The 17,756-nt window shown below is 52.0% G+C and carries 19 protein-coding genes; 14 read left to right on the forward strand and 5 right to left on the reverse strand.

Annotation, left to right across the window (positions count from 1 at the left end):
- Position 1 precedes the first annotated feature (1 nt).
- Together EVJ34_RS09725 and EVJ34_RS09730 are read left to right on the forward strand one after the other, a co-directional pair.
- A complete protein-coding gene (locus tag EVJ34_RS09725; protein WP_131485456.1) occupies positions 2 to 583 on the forward strand; it encodes a hypothetical protein in 582 nt (193 codons plus the stop codon).
- A gap of 63 nt (positions 584 to 646) precedes the next feature.
- The gene (locus EVJ34_RS09730; protein ID WP_131485457.1) at positions 647 to 1,300 is read left to right on the forward strand and encodes a hypothetical protein; all 654 of its coding nucleotides are present in this window, start codon (positions 647 to 649) and stop codon (positions 1,298 to 1,300) included.
- A 26-nt stretch (positions 1,301 to 1,326) separates the two neighbouring features.
- Here the strand turns inward: EVJ34_RS09730 and EVJ34_RS09735 are convergent, their stop codons facing one another.
- Together EVJ34_RS09735 and EVJ34_RS09740 are read right to left on the reverse strand one after the other, a co-directional pair.
- Positions 1,327 to 2,091: a MerR family transcriptional regulator gene (locus EVJ34_RS09735; RefSeq protein WP_131485458.1), complete on the reverse strand. Its 765-nt coding sequence runs from the start codon at positions 2,089 to 2,091 to the stop codon at positions 1,327 to 1,329.
- Between the two features lie 53 nt (positions 2,092 to 2,144).
- Positions 2,145 to 2,603, reverse strand: a complete 459-nt coding sequence (locus EVJ34_RS09740) for a GNAT family N-acetyltransferase (protein ID WP_131485459.1) — start codon at positions 2,601 to 2,603, stop codon at positions 2,145 to 2,147.
- Positions 2,604 to 2,817: 214 nt separating this feature from the next.
- On the opposite strand from EVJ34_RS09740, the gene EVJ34_RS09745 reads away from it, so the two are divergent.
- The 7 genes from EVJ34_RS09745 (at position 2,818) to EVJ34_RS09775 (ending at position 9,809) form a co-directional block, all read left to right on the forward strand.
- Positions 2,818 to 4,527 carry a glycoside hydrolase family 13 protein gene (locus tag EVJ34_RS09745; RefSeq protein ID WP_304988503.1) on the forward strand — a complete coding sequence of 570 codons (1,710 nt, stop codon included), beginning with the start codon at positions 2,818 to 2,820 and terminating at the stop codon, positions 4,525 to 4,527.
- An 87-nt stretch (positions 4,528 to 4,614) separates the two neighbouring features.
- Entirely contained in the window at positions 4,615 to 5,274 is a 660-nt protein-coding gene (locus EVJ34_RS09750) for a Type 1 glutamine amidotransferase-like domain-containing protein (protein ID WP_131485460.1), read from the forward strand.
- 186 nt (positions 5,275 to 5,460) lie between these two features.
- Positions 5,461 to 5,880 (forward strand): YwiB family protein, encoded by a 420-nt coding sequence (locus EVJ34_RS09755; protein WP_131438152.1) that lies wholly within the window; start codon positions 5,461 to 5,463, stop codon positions 5,878 to 5,880.
- Positions 5,877 to 6,305 carry a hypothetical protein gene (locus EVJ34_RS09760; protein WP_131485461.1) on the forward strand — a complete coding sequence of 143 codons (429 nt, stop codon included), beginning with the start codon at positions 5,877 to 5,879 and terminating at the stop codon, positions 6,303 to 6,305. Before EVJ34_RS09755 ends, EVJ34_RS09760 begins: the two co-directional genes overlap by 4 nt.
- A 46-nt stretch (positions 6,306 to 6,351) precedes the next feature.
- The gene (locus tag EVJ34_RS09765) at positions 6,352 to 6,867 is read left to right on the forward strand and encodes a GNAT family N-acetyltransferase (RefSeq protein WP_131485462.1); all 516 of its coding nucleotides are present in this window, start codon (positions 6,352 to 6,354) and stop codon (positions 6,865 to 6,867) included.
- 6 nt (positions 6,868 to 6,873) lie between these two features.
- Entirely contained in the window at positions 6,874 to 7,590 is a 717-nt protein-coding gene (locus tag EVJ34_RS09770) for a hypothetical protein (RefSeq protein ID WP_131485463.1), read from the forward strand.
- Positions 7,591 to 7,679: 89 nt separating this feature from the next.
- Positions 7,680 to 9,809: a (Fe-S)-binding protein gene (locus EVJ34_RS09775; protein WP_131485464.1), complete on the forward strand. Its 2,130-nt coding sequence runs from the start codon at positions 7,680 to 7,682 to the stop codon at positions 9,807 to 9,809.
- 35 nt (positions 9,810 to 9,844) lie between these two features.
- Here the strand turns inward: EVJ34_RS09775 and EVJ34_RS09780 are convergent, their stop codons facing one another.
- Positions 9,845 to 11,146 (reverse strand): globin-coupled sensor protein, encoded by a 1,302-nt coding sequence (locus tag EVJ34_RS09780; protein WP_131485465.1) that lies wholly within the window; start codon positions 11,144 to 11,146, stop codon positions 9,845 to 9,847.
- Positions 11,147 to 11,317: 171 nt separating this feature from the next.
- Here EVJ34_RS09780 and EVJ34_RS09785 point away from each other — a divergent pair, with 171 nt between their 5' ends.
- From EVJ34_RS09785 to EVJ34_RS09805, 5 genes are all read left to right on the forward strand, one after another.
- A complete protein-coding gene (locus EVJ34_RS09785) occupies positions 11,318 to 12,637 on the forward strand; it encodes an MFS transporter (RefSeq protein WP_131485466.1) in 1,320 nt (439 codons plus the stop codon).
- 80 nt (positions 12,638 to 12,717) lie between these two features.
- Positions 12,718 to 13,197 (forward strand): DNA-directed RNA polymerase subunit delta, encoded by a 480-nt coding sequence (gene rpoE, locus EVJ34_RS09790; protein ID WP_131485467.1) that lies wholly within the window; start codon positions 12,718 to 12,720, stop codon positions 13,195 to 13,197.
- Between the two features lie 235 nt (positions 13,198 to 13,432).
- Positions 13,433 to 15,028, forward strand: a complete 1,596-nt coding sequence (locus tag EVJ34_RS09795) for a CTP synthase (protein ID WP_131438168.1) — start codon at positions 13,433 to 13,435, stop codon at positions 15,026 to 15,028.
- Positions 15,029 to 15,161: 133 nt separating this feature from the next.
- Entirely contained in the window at positions 15,162 to 15,992 is an 831-nt protein-coding gene (locus EVJ34_RS09800) for a TVP38/TMEM64 family protein (RefSeq protein WP_131438170.1), read from the forward strand.
- A 42-nt stretch (positions 15,993 to 16,034) separates the two neighbouring features.
- Positions 16,035 to 16,583, forward strand: a complete 549-nt coding sequence (locus tag EVJ34_RS09805) for a GNAT family N-acetyltransferase (RefSeq protein WP_131485468.1) — start codon at positions 16,035 to 16,037, stop codon at positions 16,581 to 16,583.
- 14 nt (positions 16,584 to 16,597) lie between these two features.
- Here the strand turns inward: EVJ34_RS09805 and EVJ34_RS09810 are convergent, their stop codons facing one another.
- Positions 16,598 to 17,266: a helix-turn-helix transcriptional regulator gene (locus EVJ34_RS09810; RefSeq protein WP_131438174.1), complete on the reverse strand. Its 669-nt coding sequence runs from the start codon at positions 17,264 to 17,266 to the stop codon at positions 16,598 to 16,600.
- A gap of 114 nt (positions 17,267 to 17,380) precedes the next feature.
- On the reverse strand, positions 17,381 to 17,593 hold the full coding sequence (locus tag EVJ34_RS09815; RefSeq protein ID WP_131485469.1) for a hypothetical protein: 213 nt from the start codon (positions 17,591 to 17,593) through the stop codon (positions 17,381 to 17,383).
- Positions 17,594 to 17,756 lie beyond the last annotated feature (163 nt).

The following is a 17,756-nucleotide window of genomic DNA, read 5'->3' on the forward strand; positions in this document are numbered from 1 at the left end:
GATGAACCGGGAAGCAGAGATCATTCAAGCGCTTCGAGCCGCTGCATCTCTGACTCCGACCCTCACGGTCAAACAATATCAGCTCTGGAGCCGAGACCGAGACGTCCCGACATTTCTCGACGTTCTCAATTTTCACGGGTCATGGACCGGTGCCTTGAAGGCAGCCGGCCTCTTAGAAGCCCGAAAACACTATACACAACAAGAACTCGTTGCAGCGCTTCGGCTCGCACTTGAACAGGAAGGGAAGTTGACGAGCACTCATTATCAACAATGGGTGCAAGATCATACCGGCCCTTCCCTAGGTGATATTATTTCCCATTTCGGGTCTTGGAGTCTGGCCGTGAAAACGGTAGAGCGTCTAGAGGAGCTCCATTTTACCGTCCAGCCAGAACGTGAAAAAGCAGAAATCGTCCAATCGTTGCTAGAAGCAAGCCGTATCATCGTACCGTTCAACGCGATCACCTATCAAAAATGGGCGAAACAACATAGACGACCAAGTGTCGCCAAAGTATCCCGGCGGTACGGTTCCTGGAAACGGGCGCTCGCTGAACTAGAAATTCGTGAGTCGTGTGACGGGAAGTGAGGAGCAATTGGGTAAAACAAACTTTGAAAAACGGGTCTTTTTCAGGGAAGGGAGGAGAACGACGTGGTCCGACCAATCGTACTACTCATGGGAGAGCACCGGACATCTGCCTACGTCTATCATGCGATCCGCAATTTAGGGGTGACCCATGTCATTCAGGAAGATGGACCGAGCGAGCATCGCCCGGCATCCATCAAGCATTGGCTGACGCACGTATACGTCCGGCTGATGTCGCCCGTCATGCGCCTCTCGAGCCGGACACGGATTCAAGAGCTTAAACGTCGCTATCCATTGAACGACGAACCGATCCCGTTCCATCACACCTTACGCGTCACGTCATTGAACGACATGAAGACGATGATGTGGCTCGACCGCCTCGACCCGCAACTGATCGTCATTCACGAGGCGGGTCCGATCGAACCGAGCGTCCTCGCCCGGTTCGACTGTCCGGTGTTGACGGTGAAACCGACGATGGCAGAAGGGCAACTTGAAGCGTACTGGGCGTTCCGGGCCAAGCCCGACGTCTGTGAAGTCAGAATCGAGCAATGGACCGAACGGGGATGGTCCGTGGTCGACCGGTCTTTGCTCTATATCGGCGGGACCGACAACTTTGCGACATACCCTTACTTGCAGCTCACGACGGGGCTCCCGCTCTTGAGGCATCAAATCGAGTTGTTGCTAAAGGAAGAAGTCTATGACCGTCGAACGGCAAAATAACGGCCAAAGCGTGATGCTTTGGCCGTTTAGCTTTGGGTGATGCAATAGTGTTGGATGGCGTCATTATAATAGACGGCCAGCCCTGGCGCGTACTTGTCATAGAACGCGGTGAAACGTTCGTCCATGACGTACATCTGACCGAGTCCGCTGAACATGTCGAGCGAGCAATCATAAAACTGGTCATTGATGAACAGGTGGTTCGCCCGGACGACCGCTTGGACACGCGGATCTTCAACCGGGATACCGGTCGTGAACAAGTCGACGAGCGGCTTGACGAGATTCATTTGCTGTTGACTGAGCGTTTCCCAGTCTTCTTTCGATCGCTTGTCGGCGCGCTCACGTGACGTCTTGTACGCCTCGCTCTCGCCCCAACGTTCTTCTGTCTCCGCCTCGTGCTTCGCTTCATGGGCTTTCAATTCGTCAAACGACAGTCCGTTGAACAACGACTTGTCTTCCATTGGAATTCCTCCTCTCAGTGAGGTGAGTGTTGATTCCGCCGTCTCGGCGAGCGTCGCAAAATAGGCGGCTTTCGTGCGTAACGCGGTCACTTGCTCTTCAAGGGCGCGCGCCCGATCGAACGGTTCGGCCTCGAGTAAGCTTTGGATCGTCTCGAGCGGAAAGTCGAGCGAACGGTACAGCAGAATCGTCTGCAATCGCTTGGCGTCATGTGATGAGTAACGGCGATACCCGTTAGCGTCACGGTCGGCAATAAGCAGACCGACCGCATCATAGTGCCGTAGCGTCCGTGTGGTCGTTCCGGCGAGTATGGCGAGCTGTTGAATCGTATACATCTCCTCACCTCCTTGGATTCAGCGTACACGTTGACGTCGCGTCAAGGTCAAGCCTATTTTTCAAACAAAGAGAACCCACCTCGTTCGCCGACATAACGGAAGCCGAAACGGGGATAATAGGCGTTCAAAAATGGATTCGTGGCGACGCAGTCGAGGCGAACCCGGTCCGGCGTCGCTGCAAGTGCATGACGCATCAACTGTTCGCCGACTTGCTGGCCTTTCATCCGGTCATCGACGACAAGGCGATGCAAATAGACGGCCGCGTCAGAATCGTCCCACAAGTTCTCGTCCCAAGACGTCGGCGGAATCAAACTGACCGCCCCGGCGATGTCTCCGTTCGCTTCGTATACATAAACGGTCCCGTTCGTGACGTCATGGGTCACAAAATCGGTCCGGCTCGGTTCTAAATATTTTTGCCACTGCGTTTTTCCAGCGGCCCGAAACGATTGCGCTTTCGTCAAAATCAATTGATCAATCGCCAAAAGATCGGCCTGTGTGGCCAAACGGATCATGTAAGTCGCCTCACTTTCATTTCATTTCAAATTCGTGTAGGGTACACGATGAGTAAGCTGTTGAAAACATCTTTGTGTCGTGGAATGATTTTTGGTAAGATAAACTTACTGCAATCGTGCAAACGATTGCGCTAACGAGATGAAGAGACAACAGCACTGATATTAGTATATAGGATGCGCAGTGAGTTTAGGGACAAGGGAGTATCATTGACACATGCAACTTTTACAACGTGACCAACACACACAAACGAAAACACTGAAACGAAACTGGTGGAAAGAAGCCGTCGCTTATCAAATCTACCCGCGCAGTTTTTACGATGCGAACGGGGACGGGATCGGTGACATTCAAGGGATCATCGACAAACTCGATTACTTGAAAGATCTCGGCGTCGACGTCATTTGGATTTGTCCGATGTACAAGTCACCGAACGATGACAACGGGTATGACATTAGTGACTATCAAGACATCATGGATGAGTTCGGGACGATGGAAGACTTCGACCGTCTATTGACAGAAGTCCACGCGCGCGGCATGAAGCTGCTGCTCGACCTCGTCGTCAACCATACGTCAGATGAGCATCCATGGTTCATCGAGTCGAAGAGCTCGAAAGACAACCCGAAGCGCGACTGGTACATTTGGCGCGACGGCAAGCCCGACGGCTCGAAACCGAACAACTGGGAGTCGATCTTCGGCGGGTCGGCCTGGGAGTTCGATGAGACGACCGAGCAATACTTCTTGCACGTCTTCTCGAAGAAACAGCCGGACCTGAACTGGGAGAACGCGGAGATGCGTCAGACGATCTACAACATGATCAACTGGTGGCTCGATAAAGGCATCGACGGGTTCCGTGTCGACGCCATCAGTCACATCCGGAAGCACCCGTCGTTCGGCGACTTGCCGAACCCGGAAGGCCTCGATTTCGTCCCGTCGTTCGAGATGCACATGAACGTCGACGGGATTCACGGTTACTTGGAAGAACTTCGCGACGAGACGTTCAATAAACACGACATCATGACGGTCGGTGAAGCGAACGGTGTCTCGCCTGACGATGCCCACCTTTGGGTCGGTGAGAAGGAAGGCAAGATGAACATGGTGTTCCAATTCGAACACATGGGCCTCTGGCGTGAAGACGCTGAATCGAAGCTCGACGTCGTTCACTTGAAGAACGTCCTCACGAAATGGCAAAAAGGCCTCGAAGCGGACGGCTGGAACGCCCTTTACGTCGAGAACCACGACCAGACACGGACCGTGTCATCGTGGGGTGATGACGAGCGCTATTGGAAAGAAAGCGCCAAGTCAATCGCGATGATGTATTTCCTTATGCAAGGGACGCCGTTCATCTATCAAGGGCAAGAGATCGGCATGACGAACGTGAAATTCGACTCGATCGACCAGTACGACGACATCGCGACGCGTAACCGTTATTACATCGGTCTCGAACATGGCAAGAGCCATGACGAGATGATGGACATCACGTGGAACTCGTCACGTGACAACACGCGGACGCCGATGCAATGGAACGCGGGACCGAATGCAGGATTCACGTTCGCAGAGAAGTCTTGGTTCGGCATCAACCCGAACTATACGGACATCAACGTCGATGCTCAGCTCGAAGATGAGGACTCGATTCTCAACTTCTATAAAGAGATGATTCGTCTTCGCAAGCAAGACGAGACGTTCGTCTATGGGACGTATGACATCGTCTTGCCGGAACATCCGGAAATCTATGCGTACACGCGTACGCTTGGTGACTCGCAATACCTCGTCATGACGAACTTGACGGGGAAAGAAGCCATCTTTGCGACGGAGATCACGCTTCGCTCAGAAGACGTCGTCTTGAAAAACATGCCGCTCGAGCCGCATGATGAGACGACATTGCTTCACTTGAAACCGTTCGAAGGACGTGTCTATAAATTGAGTTAATCCGAAGGCCGCCTCTGTGCGGTCTTTTTTGAGCACAGGGAAATAACGAATGAGCACGAATCTATTTAATGATGAGGAGGGATCGGAGTGAGATTATTACTGACATCGGCCGGTATCAAAAATGAACGAATCAAACAATCGTTGCTCGAGTTACTAGGGAGACCGATTGAGGAGTGTAACGCCCTTTGTATTCCGACCGCGATTTACGCGCTACCAGGTGGGACGAATCACGCGTGGAACTTTTTCAACGGTGATTTCTCGACGCCGATGTGTGAGGTAGGGTGGAAGTCGGTCGGGGTCCTCGAATTGAGTGCCCTCCCAAGCCTTGATGAAACGGTGTGGAGACCGGCGTTCGACGAAGCGGATGTGTTGTTGGTCAACGGAGGCGACCCACTGTTCTTGCATTATTGGATGAAGCAGTCTGGTGTCGCGCAGCTGTTGCCGGATTGGAAGGGCGTCTATGTCGGTTTGAGTGCCGGTAGCATGGTTATGACCCCACGCATCGGGGAGGCGTTTGTCGGTTGGCAGGCCCCAGGCGTCCAAAGCGATGAGACGCTAGGCTACGTCGATTTCTCGATTTTCCCTCACCTCGATCATGAGATGTTGCCAGAGAACACGTCCGAGCATGCGATCGAATGGGCAGAGATGCTGGCTGGGCCGAGCTACGCCATTGATGACGAGACGGCGATTCGAGTCGTCGACGGACGCATCGACGTGATTTCAGAAGGGCATTGGTTGAAGTTTTAACAAAACGAACGGCCGCGGATTATCACGTCCACGGTCTTTTGCTTGAAGCGGACTTCTTGCACGCACATAATATAAAATTGATCAGCCGCGACGTGTGAAGCGCGTGAGAACCGGGAAAGAAAAAGTTACCGATTCCGGACTATTCGCGAGATATGGTACGATGGGACAGCGGAAAGGGGAATCACCATGGCAATTGAACCGAAACGCGTACGTGTGCGCCAAAAGACGACGATCCGTGAGATCGCGGAACCGATCGAGCTACTAGCCGATGGGCTCTATTATGAATTGAAGACCGGCTTCATCTTGACGTTCGATCAAGAACGAGAAGACGGTGTCGTCCCGACGACCATCAAATATACAACGGGCCGGCTTGCGCTCATCTGTAAAGGGCCGATCGAGATGAATCATTCCTTTATCGAAGGACGCTTGACGCAGAGCCTATATAAAAACCCATACATGTCCATGACGATGGCGACAACGACGGAGCGGCTCGATGTCGCCGACGGTAGTTGCCGATTCATCTACGAGTTATCGATGAACGACGACTTAGCGGGCAACTATGAAGTCGACGTCACGTGGACGTTTGAAGGAGGAGACGAAACATGAACTTTGCAGAACGTGTGAAAAAGATTGAAGAGATGTTGAACGAAGATTGGTTCGAGATGCTCGAGACGAACGAGGACGAGTATGAAGAGTGGCGCGGACGCCTCGAGGACCACGCAGAGCAGGTCGTCGGGCACTACGACAACGAGACCGGCGTCGATATGGACTCGGTCGATAAATTACTCCAATTGAACGATGAGTTTCCGCTTCTTTATGGAGAGGATACGGTTCGGCTCTATATCGCCTTGATCGAGGCGCGGCCAGAAGACAAATCGGTGTATGAACGCTACATCGACTACTTGGCGGCTATCGGTGACGCGACGCATGAAGCGTTTTTACGGTTTCATACACTCGTGGAAGCGGGCCGGTTAGAAGAAGCGCGCGGGATCGCATCTCAGATGCCAAAACGATTAGGACTCGAAGACTAAGGCCGCATTGCGGTCTTTTTCATACATAGAAACAGGGGGGAGTCAGATGTTGCGACTCGTGAAGACATCAATGGATCAGGAAGCAAAAGTGATCGACTTTTTAAAGGAATGGCGGGAACGGGGCGAGACGATCGTCCCGAACGCGGTCGACCGTGACGCGTCTGACTTCGCGTCATACGTCAAACAAATCCGTGATAAAGAGTTACGGGTGAACAACGTCAGTTGGGTGCCGAGCACGACGTATTGGCTAACGGACGGGGAGGAGTTGCTCGGGGCGGCGAATATCCGCCACGAATTGAATGACAACCTCATCAACTTTGGAGGACATATCGGGTACGGCATCAAGCCGAGCGCTCGCGGGCGGGGTCTCGCCACGAAACAGCTTGAACTCGCGCTCGAGAAGGCGAAAGAACTCGGCATCGAGCGGGCCTTGATCACGTGCGATCGGACGAACGTGGCGTCACGCCAAGTCATTTTGAACAACGGCGGGGTGCCGGACACACCGTTCATGGAGGGAAGCGGCAAGGTCGTCGAACGGTTTTGGATTGAACTGAAAGGGTGACACGAGATGGCGAATTGGATCGTGTTCTATTTAGCGCTCATCAATTTTTTTGGGATTTATCTGTTTCCACGAGACCGGGTGCCATCTCAAAAATGGTTCTCATTTTCAAGTGGGATCGCCATCACGTATTTTTTCATGTATCTGTTGCCGTCGCTCAACAAGCGGCAAGATACGCTTCGAGTGGATTGGCTCGACCTGGCTCTGCCATCCGAAATTTATGTCATCAGCCTACTCGGCTTCACCGTCTTTTACGGAACGATGCGTGTCGTCCGGACCCCGTATTTTCAAGATGAAACGGTGGACCAAAATGTCTCGTACTGGCTCCAGGTGACGCTTCTGACGGCATACATGTCTTTCTCGGCATATGTCGTCACCGCCTCTTCAGTCACATTCGTCGCCCGCAGCTTTTATGCGACGGCGCTCGGTGTCCATTTCCTCGCCGTCGGCCACGACCTCTATCGTCACTACGGGAAACGTTACATCCGGCAAGGACGTTATTTTTTGAGTGGCGGGATTCTCGTCGGCGGCTTCTTCTCTCGTTTTGTCGAGTTGCCGACCCATATCGAGGCAATTTTATTCGCCTTCGTCGCCGGGGCAATGATTCTGAACATCGTCAAGTTCGAGCTCCCGGCCGACCGTAATCTTCACTTTCGGACGTTCGTGCTCGCAGTCGTCGGGTATGGCGGTATCCTCTTATTCTTAAAGCACGTACTCAATTTTTGACCGCTTCAATAAAATGAATGACTGTTCATTCATTGTTTGGTATACTGAATTCAAGATTGAATCCGTTTTCATAAGGGGGAGTTTTGGGGATGTCTACATTTTTAATCGTCAACTGGATTCTATTCTTGCTCGTCCTCGGCTATGGACTATATTTGTTCGCCTCGCTGGTGTATCAGCGCTATACGTTCATCAAGCTCGGGAAACAGGCAGAGTGGAGCCAAACGAACAAAGAACGGCTTGAACAGGTCATGATCAACGTGTTCGGCCAAAAAAAATTGTTGAAAGATAAGAAGAGCGGCATCATTCACGTCATGATGTTCTATGGGTTCATCCTCGTCCAGTTCGGGGCCATCGACTTCATCTGGAAAGGGCTTGCTGTCGGGACGCGTTTCCCGCACATCCCGCTCGGTCCGCTCTATCCGATTTTCACGTTCATGCAAGAAATCGTCATGCTCATGATTCTCGTTGCGGTCGTTTGGGGATTCTACCGCCGTTATGTCGAGAAGCTCGTGCGCTTGAAACGAAACTTCTTGGCCGGTCTCGCCCTCATCTTCATCGGTGGGCTGATGGTATCGGTCTTGTTCGGAAACGGGTTTTACCTCGTCTATAAAGAAGAGCTCCCGATGTGGGGCGAGCCGGTCGCGACACTCATCGGTTCGGCGTTCGCCTGGGTACCTGGCGGTGTCGCCTTCGCCTTGTTCGTCGTCTTCTGGTGGCTACACCTCTTGTTCTTGCTCAGCTTTATGATTTATATCCCGCAAGGCAAGCATGCTCACTTGATTGCCGGGACGCTCAACGTTTGGCTCGGACGGACACATAAGGTCGGTCGTCTCGCGCCAGTCGATTTCTCAGCGATGGAAGAGGACGAGGAGTCGGATGAAGAAATCGTCTTCGGCGTCAATAAAATCGAGGACTTCAACCAAAAACAACTCGTCGATCTATATGCCTGTGTCGAGTGCGGACGCTGTACGAACGTCTGCCCGGCGACAGGGACCGGGAAGATGTTGTCGCCGATGGACCTCATCGTCAAACTACGCGACCATATGAACATGAAAGGGGCCGCCATCACGCGCAAATCGCCGTGGGCTCCGGCACTCATGTTCCAAAACACGCAAGGGGCCGAGATCGCGGCTGCGGCGATGAATGGAAACATGCTCGTCGCCGACGAGTTGATTGGCAACGTCATCACCGAAGAAGAGATTTGGGCATGTACGACGTGTCGCAACTGTGAGGATCAATGTCCGGTCATGAACGAGCACGTCGACAAGATCATCGACCTTCGTCGTTACCTCGTCATGATGGAAGGGAAGATGGATCCTGAGGCGCAGCGTACGGTCGCGAACATCGAACGTCAAGGCAATCCGTGGGGGATGAACCGGAAAGAGCGCGAGAACTGGCGCAAAGACCGGGAAGAACTCGTCATTCCGACAGCGAAAGAGAAGAAGAAGGCCGGCGAAGAGTTCGAATTCCTCTTCTGGGTCGGGGCGATGGGCTCATACGATAGCCGCAGCCAAAAAGTCGCCCAAAGCTTTGCGAGCGTCTTGAACAAGGCTGGTGTCTCGTTCGCCATCCTCGGGAACGAAGAGAAGAACTCAGGGGACACACCACGCCGCATCGGGAATGAGCTGTTGTTCCAAGAGCTCGCCGAGGCGAACATCAAACTGTTCGAAAAGTACGGGGTCACAAAGATCGTCACAGTCGACCCGCACGCGTACAACACGTTCAAAAACGAGTATCCGGACTTCGGACTAAGTGGTGTGAAAGTATATCACCATACCGAGCTCCTGGCTGAGCTCCTCGATACAGGCCGGGTCAAGCCGGACTTCTCTGTGAACGAGCGCGTCGTCTATCACGACTCGTGTTACCTTGGACGCTATAACGGCATTTACGATGCCCCGCGTTTTGTACTCGAACGCATCCCGGGTGTCGAACTCGTCGAGGCGGACCGGAACCGTGAGAACGGCATGTGCTGCGGCGCCGGCGGCGGTCTCATGTGGCAAGAGGAGAAAGTCGGGACGCGCGTCAACGTAGCCCGGACCGAGCAATTGCTTGAGACGAAGCCAACGGTCATCGGCTCGGCCTGTCCGTATTGCTTGACGATGCTCTCCGACGGGACGAAAGCGAAAGAAGTCGATGAAACGGTCGGCACGTTCGATGTCGTCGAACTACTCGATCGCTCCCTCGCTCCGCTCGAAATACTAGAACCACTCATGCAATAAAAACAAGGCACGGTCCGCGGACCGTGCCTTGTTTGTTAGGACTGCATCTCAGCAGTCGCCAACAAAGAAGACGTCAAGTGCGATAAGCCTTGCGTCGTCTCGTTGATGGCTGAGATCGTCTCGACCATTTGGCCGAGGTCTTGCTTATTGCGTTCAAATGATAGGACGTAATTGCCCATCTCGTCTTTGACGGTCGAAAAACCGACTTTGACGGCGCCGAGTTGGCGCATCGCTTCGTCGTTCGTCCGATGCATCTGGCCCATCTGGTCGAGCAGGGCGGCGATGTTTGCCTCATTTTCATGAATGAGGACGTTAATTTGACTGCTCAGTTGTTTCGCGTTTTCGGCGAGCGTCCGCACTTCGGTCGCGACGACGGCGAAACCTTTGCCGTGTTCACCGGCCCGAGCCGCTTCAATCGATGCGTTCAAGGCGAGCAAGTTCGTCTGATTGGCAATCTGTTCGATGCTACGCGTCATACTGACGATATCTTGTGAACCGTCTTTCAGGGCGGTGATGCGCTCGAGTGAGGCATCGATATACGTCGTCGATTGCTTGAACTCGGTTTCCATCTGCTCGATTTGTTCACCGTTCGTATGCGTCAAGTTCATCAAGTGTCGGCTCAACGTCTCCGTCTGCTCGGTCTCGGATAAGACTTGATGGGCACGTTTGCTCGTCTCGGACATGGCGTGGCCGGTCTGTTCCATCGTCGTCGCGACTTCGGTACTGACGCGGTTCACGTCGTTCAATAATGTCATCCGGGCTACATTCCCTGATTCAATTTCATCGAGTCTGGCATCGACATATTGCTCTGTAACGATTTGCGCGTCCAAGTTCATCGCGTGGGATAAGGCGAGGAGTGATTCGGTCATCGTGGCAGGATCGTGTTGATAATGTTCGACGATCTTAGGGATGAGTAACGTGTTGAAGGCGGAATACGTCGCGAGGAACCAGACGACCGGTACTGAGAAGTGGTGATGCGTCTGACCCATCCGCTTGCGCATGGCGAGAAACTTGTCATCGATGTTCCCGGTCAACAAGCTCCGGAAGTAGTCAGCGAATACTTTTTTAAGTCGCTCGCGTGTCGACGAGGCGTTGGCGATTTTGACCATGTCGGGTTGAAGCATCAAATGATCGAGTACGTTTTCGAGTACGTCATCTAACACCGACTCGACGAGCGGGGCCATCGTTTGAAGTCGTTTGACTTGAGAGGACGTATAGCCCATATAATGCGCCCGTCCGTTCAAATTCGGATCGGTCGGTTGGGCGATCGTCGTCATATCGGGGAAGCCGATCGATGCGACGTAGGCGGTAGATTTTGATTTACGGAACAATGCCATGTTTTATTCTCCTTTTTTCTCATATAGCTAAAATGCCATTCTCCTCTATATCGGCAAAGATGTGAAAAAAATGAGAAATTGATGTGCGAAGAAGCAGGTTGTGCTCGTGCTAGAAGCGGGAAGAAAAAAGAGAAGGCGGTTCGGACATTTTTGAGAAATGGGGTGTTCCGTTTGAAGAACACGGTCGTGTTATTGACGATTGTCAGTGCCCTCAGCAGTCAAATCTTGCCTCAAATTTTGTTTTTGTCCATCATGGCGGTCGAAGACGGCGTCGGGCGATTAATTCCGTTCATGATTTTTTATGTCGCGAGCATGTCGGGGCTATTGCTATGGGTGTATGTCATCGGTCGGCTTGGGTCGAAGCAAACATTTTTACTCGCGCTATCGGTCTTGGTCGTTGGTCTCATCTGCTTCTTGTTGCCGTTCGCTTGGGGCATCGAAGTGAGCGCATTTTTAGTCGGTGTCGGCTCGATTGGTGTCGGTTCGATTATGACGACGATTCTATCACAGCTAGGCGAATTGTCGGCACCCAAAGAACCGTCAGACGAAAAAGGGAGTTCGTTACCTCTTGTACTCGCCCTCTTGGCCTGGGTCGTCGCCTTCTCCTATACACTGATTCAGTCGTATAACGGGGCCGTCGTCCTTTTTCTCGTCAGTCTCGTCCTGCCGTATCTGTTCGTGAGAAAGCTTCCGCTCGAGAAAACGGCGACGTGGACTTGGGCGACGGGGAAGTTCGTGCGTGCTTTCATCGCCGTCACCGTGTTCACATTGGTCAGCCGTCTCCTCAGCCTGTTGGAAGGGGCGAGCGGGTACGTGGAAATCTTTTTATTGATGATCGTTCTGCTCGGATACGTCGGATGGGTCATGTTCCAAGAGCGGACGCAGACTTATGTCAGCGCGACCCGGACGCGACAAGTCCAGTTGCTCTCTTTCGTTGTCGGCTTGTTCGGCGGATGGACGTTGATTGGTGCTGTGTTCGTCAGTCTGGCCTTGTACTCGTTTCAAGTGATCTTGTTCTATGTGTTTATCCCCTTCCTAGCAGGTGTCATCGGTTGGATTTTGTTGAGCCGTGTGTTCGATGTAGCGCGCCATCCGTATTACGTCCTGCTCGTCACATCGCTGTTATTTTTCTTGAGTTTTTTTGAGCCGCTTCTGTTTATCCCTGTCTTGTTTGTGAGCGGGTACGTCCAGACGATGTATGCGAGTGCGGGTCACGTCTATTTGTACGCATCCTACGGGGACAATAAAGAGTTCGCTTCGCTGCTCTTGCAACTATGGAAACGGTTTGGGATGATCATCGCGTATTCCGCGCTCATGGTCGGATTACTCGGCTACGGTCTGTATACTGGACAGTCGGTCAATGCGGAGCTATCATTTAAAATTCCGCGCAGTTGGATGGTCGGGGTGCTCGGACTGACGTGGATCTTCAACGTTGGGTTGATCACCATCTACTGGTTTCGCATCCAAAAAACCGTTCAAACTTCAAAATAATTTCCTCTAGCTTTTTCATATCGGTTTTGTTTATAATGAGGAGTGATGTTTAACTAGTGACGGAAAAGGAGTGTCCTTTAATGAATAAATCGTTGATCGATTTCGTTTACGAAATTCTTCAAAAGACTGGGGAGCAACCAGTTTCATTTGATGAGATCCGTGAGCTGATCAGACAAAACTATACGTTCGCGAGTGAAGAGGAAGAGCTCGAGAAAATCGCGCAACTCTACACGGACATGAACATCGACGGACTATTCGTCAACTTGGGAGCTAACCGTTGGGCGCTTCGTGTTTGGTATCCGTTCGATAAGTCAGACGAAGATCTCGTCATCGAGGCACGCCAACGCGGTGAGCTCGATGAGTTCGAAGAAGAGATTGACGAGACGGATGAGGGAATCGTCGACATTGAAGACGACCTTGACGTCTTTGCAAAAGGTGAAGATTTTGACGCATCTGAATTCGATGCCGAGGACGCAGCCGAAAAAGTGGAAGGCCTTGACGAGTTCGAGGACGAAGACTTGGACGACGACCTCGACTTAGAAGATGAGGATGATTTATAAGAGACCGCAAAAAGCCGGGCATTTGTCCCGGCTAGGCGTGTCTCTTTTTCTTTTTTGACAGTTGAAAAAAAGAAAAAATAATGACTTGACGACTGCATCGTCTCTGACGTAAATTAGTCATGGGCTAGTTTAGCACGTAACGATGCAGCAAAAGTGTCCTCCATTTCAGTGGGGGCACTTTTGCTTTTTTTGTTTTTCCGTTTCCCGTTGTGGCATTTAAGAGAGGAGAATGATGATGACAAAGTATATTTTCGTAACAGGTGGGGTAGTATCTTCACTCGGTAAAGGGATTACAGCCGCTTCACTCGCACGTCTACTCAAAAACCGAGGTTTGAACGTGACGATTCAGAAATTTGACCCGTATATCAATATCGACCCAGGGACGATGAGCCCGTACCAGCACGGTGAGGTATTCGTCACGGATGACGGCGCCGAGACAGACCTTGACCTCGGTCACTACGAGCGTTTCATCGATATCAACTTGTCGCAAAACGCCAACGTGACATCAGGTCGCATCTATTCGACCGTATTGAAGAAAGAACGCCGTGGCGACTATAACGGAGGAACGGTCCAAGTTATCCCGCACATCACGAACGAGATTAAAGATCGCGTCTTCCGTGCCGGTCGCGAGACGAACGCAGACGTCGTCATCACAGAGATTGGTGGAACAGTCGGGGACATCGAGTCGCTTCCGTTCATTGAGGCCATTCGTCAAGTGAAGAACGACATCGGCAAAGAGAACGTCATGTACGTCCACTGTACGCTCGTGCCTTATCTCCGTGCTGCCGGTGAAATGAAGACGAAACCGACGCAACATAGCGTCAAGGAGCTTCGCAGTTACGGGATTCAACCGGACATCATCGTCCTCCGTACCGAACACGACATCCCTGAAGATATGCGTGAGAAGATCGCCTTGTTCTGTGACACGCGCAAAGAAGCGGTCATCGAGGCGCAAGATGCGTCGACGCTTTACGAAGTGCCGCTCAATCTCCAAAAACAAGGAATGGACCAACTCGTCAACGACTACTTCGGCTTCAACACACCAGCCGCTGACATGACGGCTTGGAAAGAGCTCGTTCACACGGTCACGCACCTCGAGAAGAAAGTGAAGATTGCGCTCGTCGGGAAATATGTCGAACTTCGCGACGCATACATCTCGGTCGCTGAATCACTCAAACACGCCGGTTACGCCTTCAATGCCGACATCGACATCGACTGGGTCAACGCCGAAGAAGTGACGGCAGAAAACGTCGAGACGCTGCTCGGAGATGCTGATGGGATTCTCGTCCCAGGTGGATTTGGAGAACGCGGCATCGAAGGGAAAATCGAAGCGACGCGTTATGCACGTGAGAATAACGTCCCATTCTTCGGGATTTGCCTCGGCATGCAGCTCGCCACGGTCGAATTCGCCCGCAACGTTTTGAAGCTCGACGGTGCCCACTCGGCGGAAATCGATCCGACGACGAACTATCCGATTATCGATTTGCTTCCAGAACAAAAAGACATCGAAGACCTTGGCGGAACGCTTCGTCTCGGCCTGTATCCATGTAAGCTCGAGCCTGGCACGAAAGCGCACGCCGCTTACAATCAAGAGCTCGTTTATGAGCGCCATCGTCATCGTTATGAGTTCAACAACGAGTATCGTGAAGCGTTCGAGGCAGAAGGGTTCAAGTTCTCAGGAACGAGCCCAGACGGCCGTCTCGTCGAAATCATCGAGATTCCAGAGCACAAGTGGTTTGTCGCGTCACAGTTCCATCCAGAACTCATTTCGCGCCCAGAGCGTCCGCAACGCTTGTTCCACGATTTCATCCAAGCTTCACTCGGCGAATGAGTGGCAGGTCACAGTCTCAGACTGTGACCTTTTTTCTCGGGCAAAAGGCTGATACATTCCGAAGCGCGAGATGGATACATCGATCTAGGAATCCGGGTACACTAAGAGTAGAACAGGGAGAGGGCGATGCGACATGCAGAAACGAAGGATGATGTATATCGGATATGGGGCGGCGCTCGTCACGCTTAGTCTGTTGCCGTTCGTCGTCTTGCCGACGCTATACCTTCCTTATCAACTCGGGTGGACCGGAGTGGTATTGCTCGCGCTCTCGATTGGCTTATTACGGTCGATTCGAGAGGGGTCGAATACGTACTTGAAACAGATGCTCAAAGTCACGTTCACGTTGTTCTTGTTATTCGTCTTCGTGTATTACGTCTCGTTCGGTCTCGTTTTATACGATTCATATGGGCTCGAGCGACTGCTCGAACAGTATGAGGACCAGGCGATGTGGCTGTTTGCCGCGTTCAGTTTCCTGCAACCGATCGCGCTCCCTGTCCCAGAGGCGATCAGCGTTCCGATTGGAAGTGTCGCCCTCGGACCGCTGCGAGCGGCCTTGATCGGAAGTGTTGCGACGACGCTCGGCATTCTCGTCATGTACGGACTTGCCCGATTCGGACGGGAACGGATCATGCGCCTCATCGACGCCGACAAACTCGCGACGTACGACCGATACGTGGACAAATACGGACTCGGCGTCTTGCTCGTCTTGTTCATCATCCCGATTTTGCCCGACGAGATCATCTGCTTAGCTGCCGGCTTCAGTCGCGTGCCGTTCCCACGTTTCGTGTTGATCGCCATCGGTGCGAAGCTTCTCACGTCGTTCGGTCTCGCGTATTCGGTCTCACTCGGTGAATTATTTATCACCGGTGCGAGTCCGTTTGCGGTCGTCTCGGTGACGGCGAGCCTCTTGCTCGTCATCTTGGCGCTCGTCTGGCGGAAACGAAAAAAAGGAAATTCGAATTGATGTCTCGAAACAGTCAGGAGCACAAATAGAGAGGACGAGGGTATGGTTCATGATGAAGAATTACTGATTCGACCGATCGAGGCACGTGATTTAGATCGGTTATGGGAATTGATGTACAAAGACGAAGCGCCGGAATTTAAACAATGGGACGCTCCGTATTTTGCACATCGGGCACAAACGTATGAGGTATACCGAACGAGTGCGGACGAACACATCGGCCGTGACGACATGTGGGTCATCGAGGTCGATGGGATCGTCTACGGGACGGTTTCCTTCTATTATGAAGACGATGGACAGAACTGGCTCGAGGTCGGGATCATCCTCCATCAAGCCGACCGCTGGAATCGAGGTATCGGAACACGGGCACTCAAGCTGTGGATCGACCATCTGTTTCAGACGCTGCCGACGGTTCGTGTCGGGCTGACGACATGGTCTGGCAATGAGCGGATGATGAGAGTGGCCGAGAAGGTCGGCATGCAACTCGAAGGTCGGATTCGCCAGGTACGTGTCGTCGACAACGTGCGTTACGACTCGATTCGCATGGGTGTATTGCGAAAAGAATGGATGACAGAAAGCGCTAAGTCTCGGTAGAGGCTTAGCGCTTTCTAGGTGTGGAACAATTGGCGGTATTGGAGCGGGGTCATTTGTTTGTACGTTTTGAACGTGTTGATATAAGCCGTACATGAAGCGAAGCGATATTTTTCACCGATGGTACAAATCGGCAAGTTTGTCCCGAGCAAATCAGCGATGGATGCATCGATGCGCCGGCGCCGGATGCGTTCCGGCACACTTTCGCCGACTTCCTGCTTGAATAGTGTCGACAAATAATTATTCGATAACCCGATTTGGTGGGCGATCCAAGGGAGTGACAACTCGGGCTCTTTCAAATGGTCTTCAATCAAATGAATGGCTGTCGTGACGTTCGGATTGGTCGACACGGGCGGAGATAAAAATGCCATCATCTTCGTTAAATAATCAACGATGACCGGGATCGCATAAATAAAATCAAGCGTCGTCGTCAACTCGTCAATCAAGATGAGGAGCGCGCTCGTATAATTGAGAGCGGTTTGGACGTTCGGATTATTGACTGGGATTAAGCGAATCACATGATAGACGAGCCCACGATAGTAAAAGCGGACACTCATGTACTCATCTGAGACGGGAAGCTTAAGCAAATCGAGCGTCAGTGTTTCGAGTAACTGCTCGGCCCGAATCGGATGAGAGCTACGGAGCGCACTCACGATCTGTTGGTCAAGCGTATAAAAATTTTCCACATGCTGAAAGTCATCGAACAACTTTCGATCACGATGAAGGTTGTTCAGAAATTGGCGTTTTATTTTATTTTCCAACGGATGATTCACTTCTTTCGTCGTACGATCGGGAACCGTTTATTTATTGCGTGGAACGTTCCGCTTGGTCGCTTGTTTCAACTCGGCGATTTCGCGAGAAAAGACTTCTTCGTGGGAACGGGCGGATGATTCGAGGCGGTGTTCGAGTTCTTTGCTTTTTTGTCGATACGTTTCGGCGACTTGTTTCGTCCGCTGTTGATGCTGATTAAGCTGCTTGTTATGCGCATCGAGATCAATTGGCTTTTTCGTCATACATGATATGCCCCTTTCAAAAGATGGTCAAACGGACAGGTGAGGCACAAGCGAGGCTCGACCTGTAGTCTTTAAAGGAGGAAACGGCTCCTTTCCTTAGCTTACGAAGGGAGCAGTAGGTTGGAAAGTTAGGTCAACACGAAAGAAGCGGTGAAAAAGAATA

This window comes from Exiguobacterium sp. SL-9 (genome assembly GCF_004336985.1).
GTDB lineage: Bacteria > Bacillota > Bacilli > Exiguobacteriales > Exiguobacteriaceae > Exiguobacterium.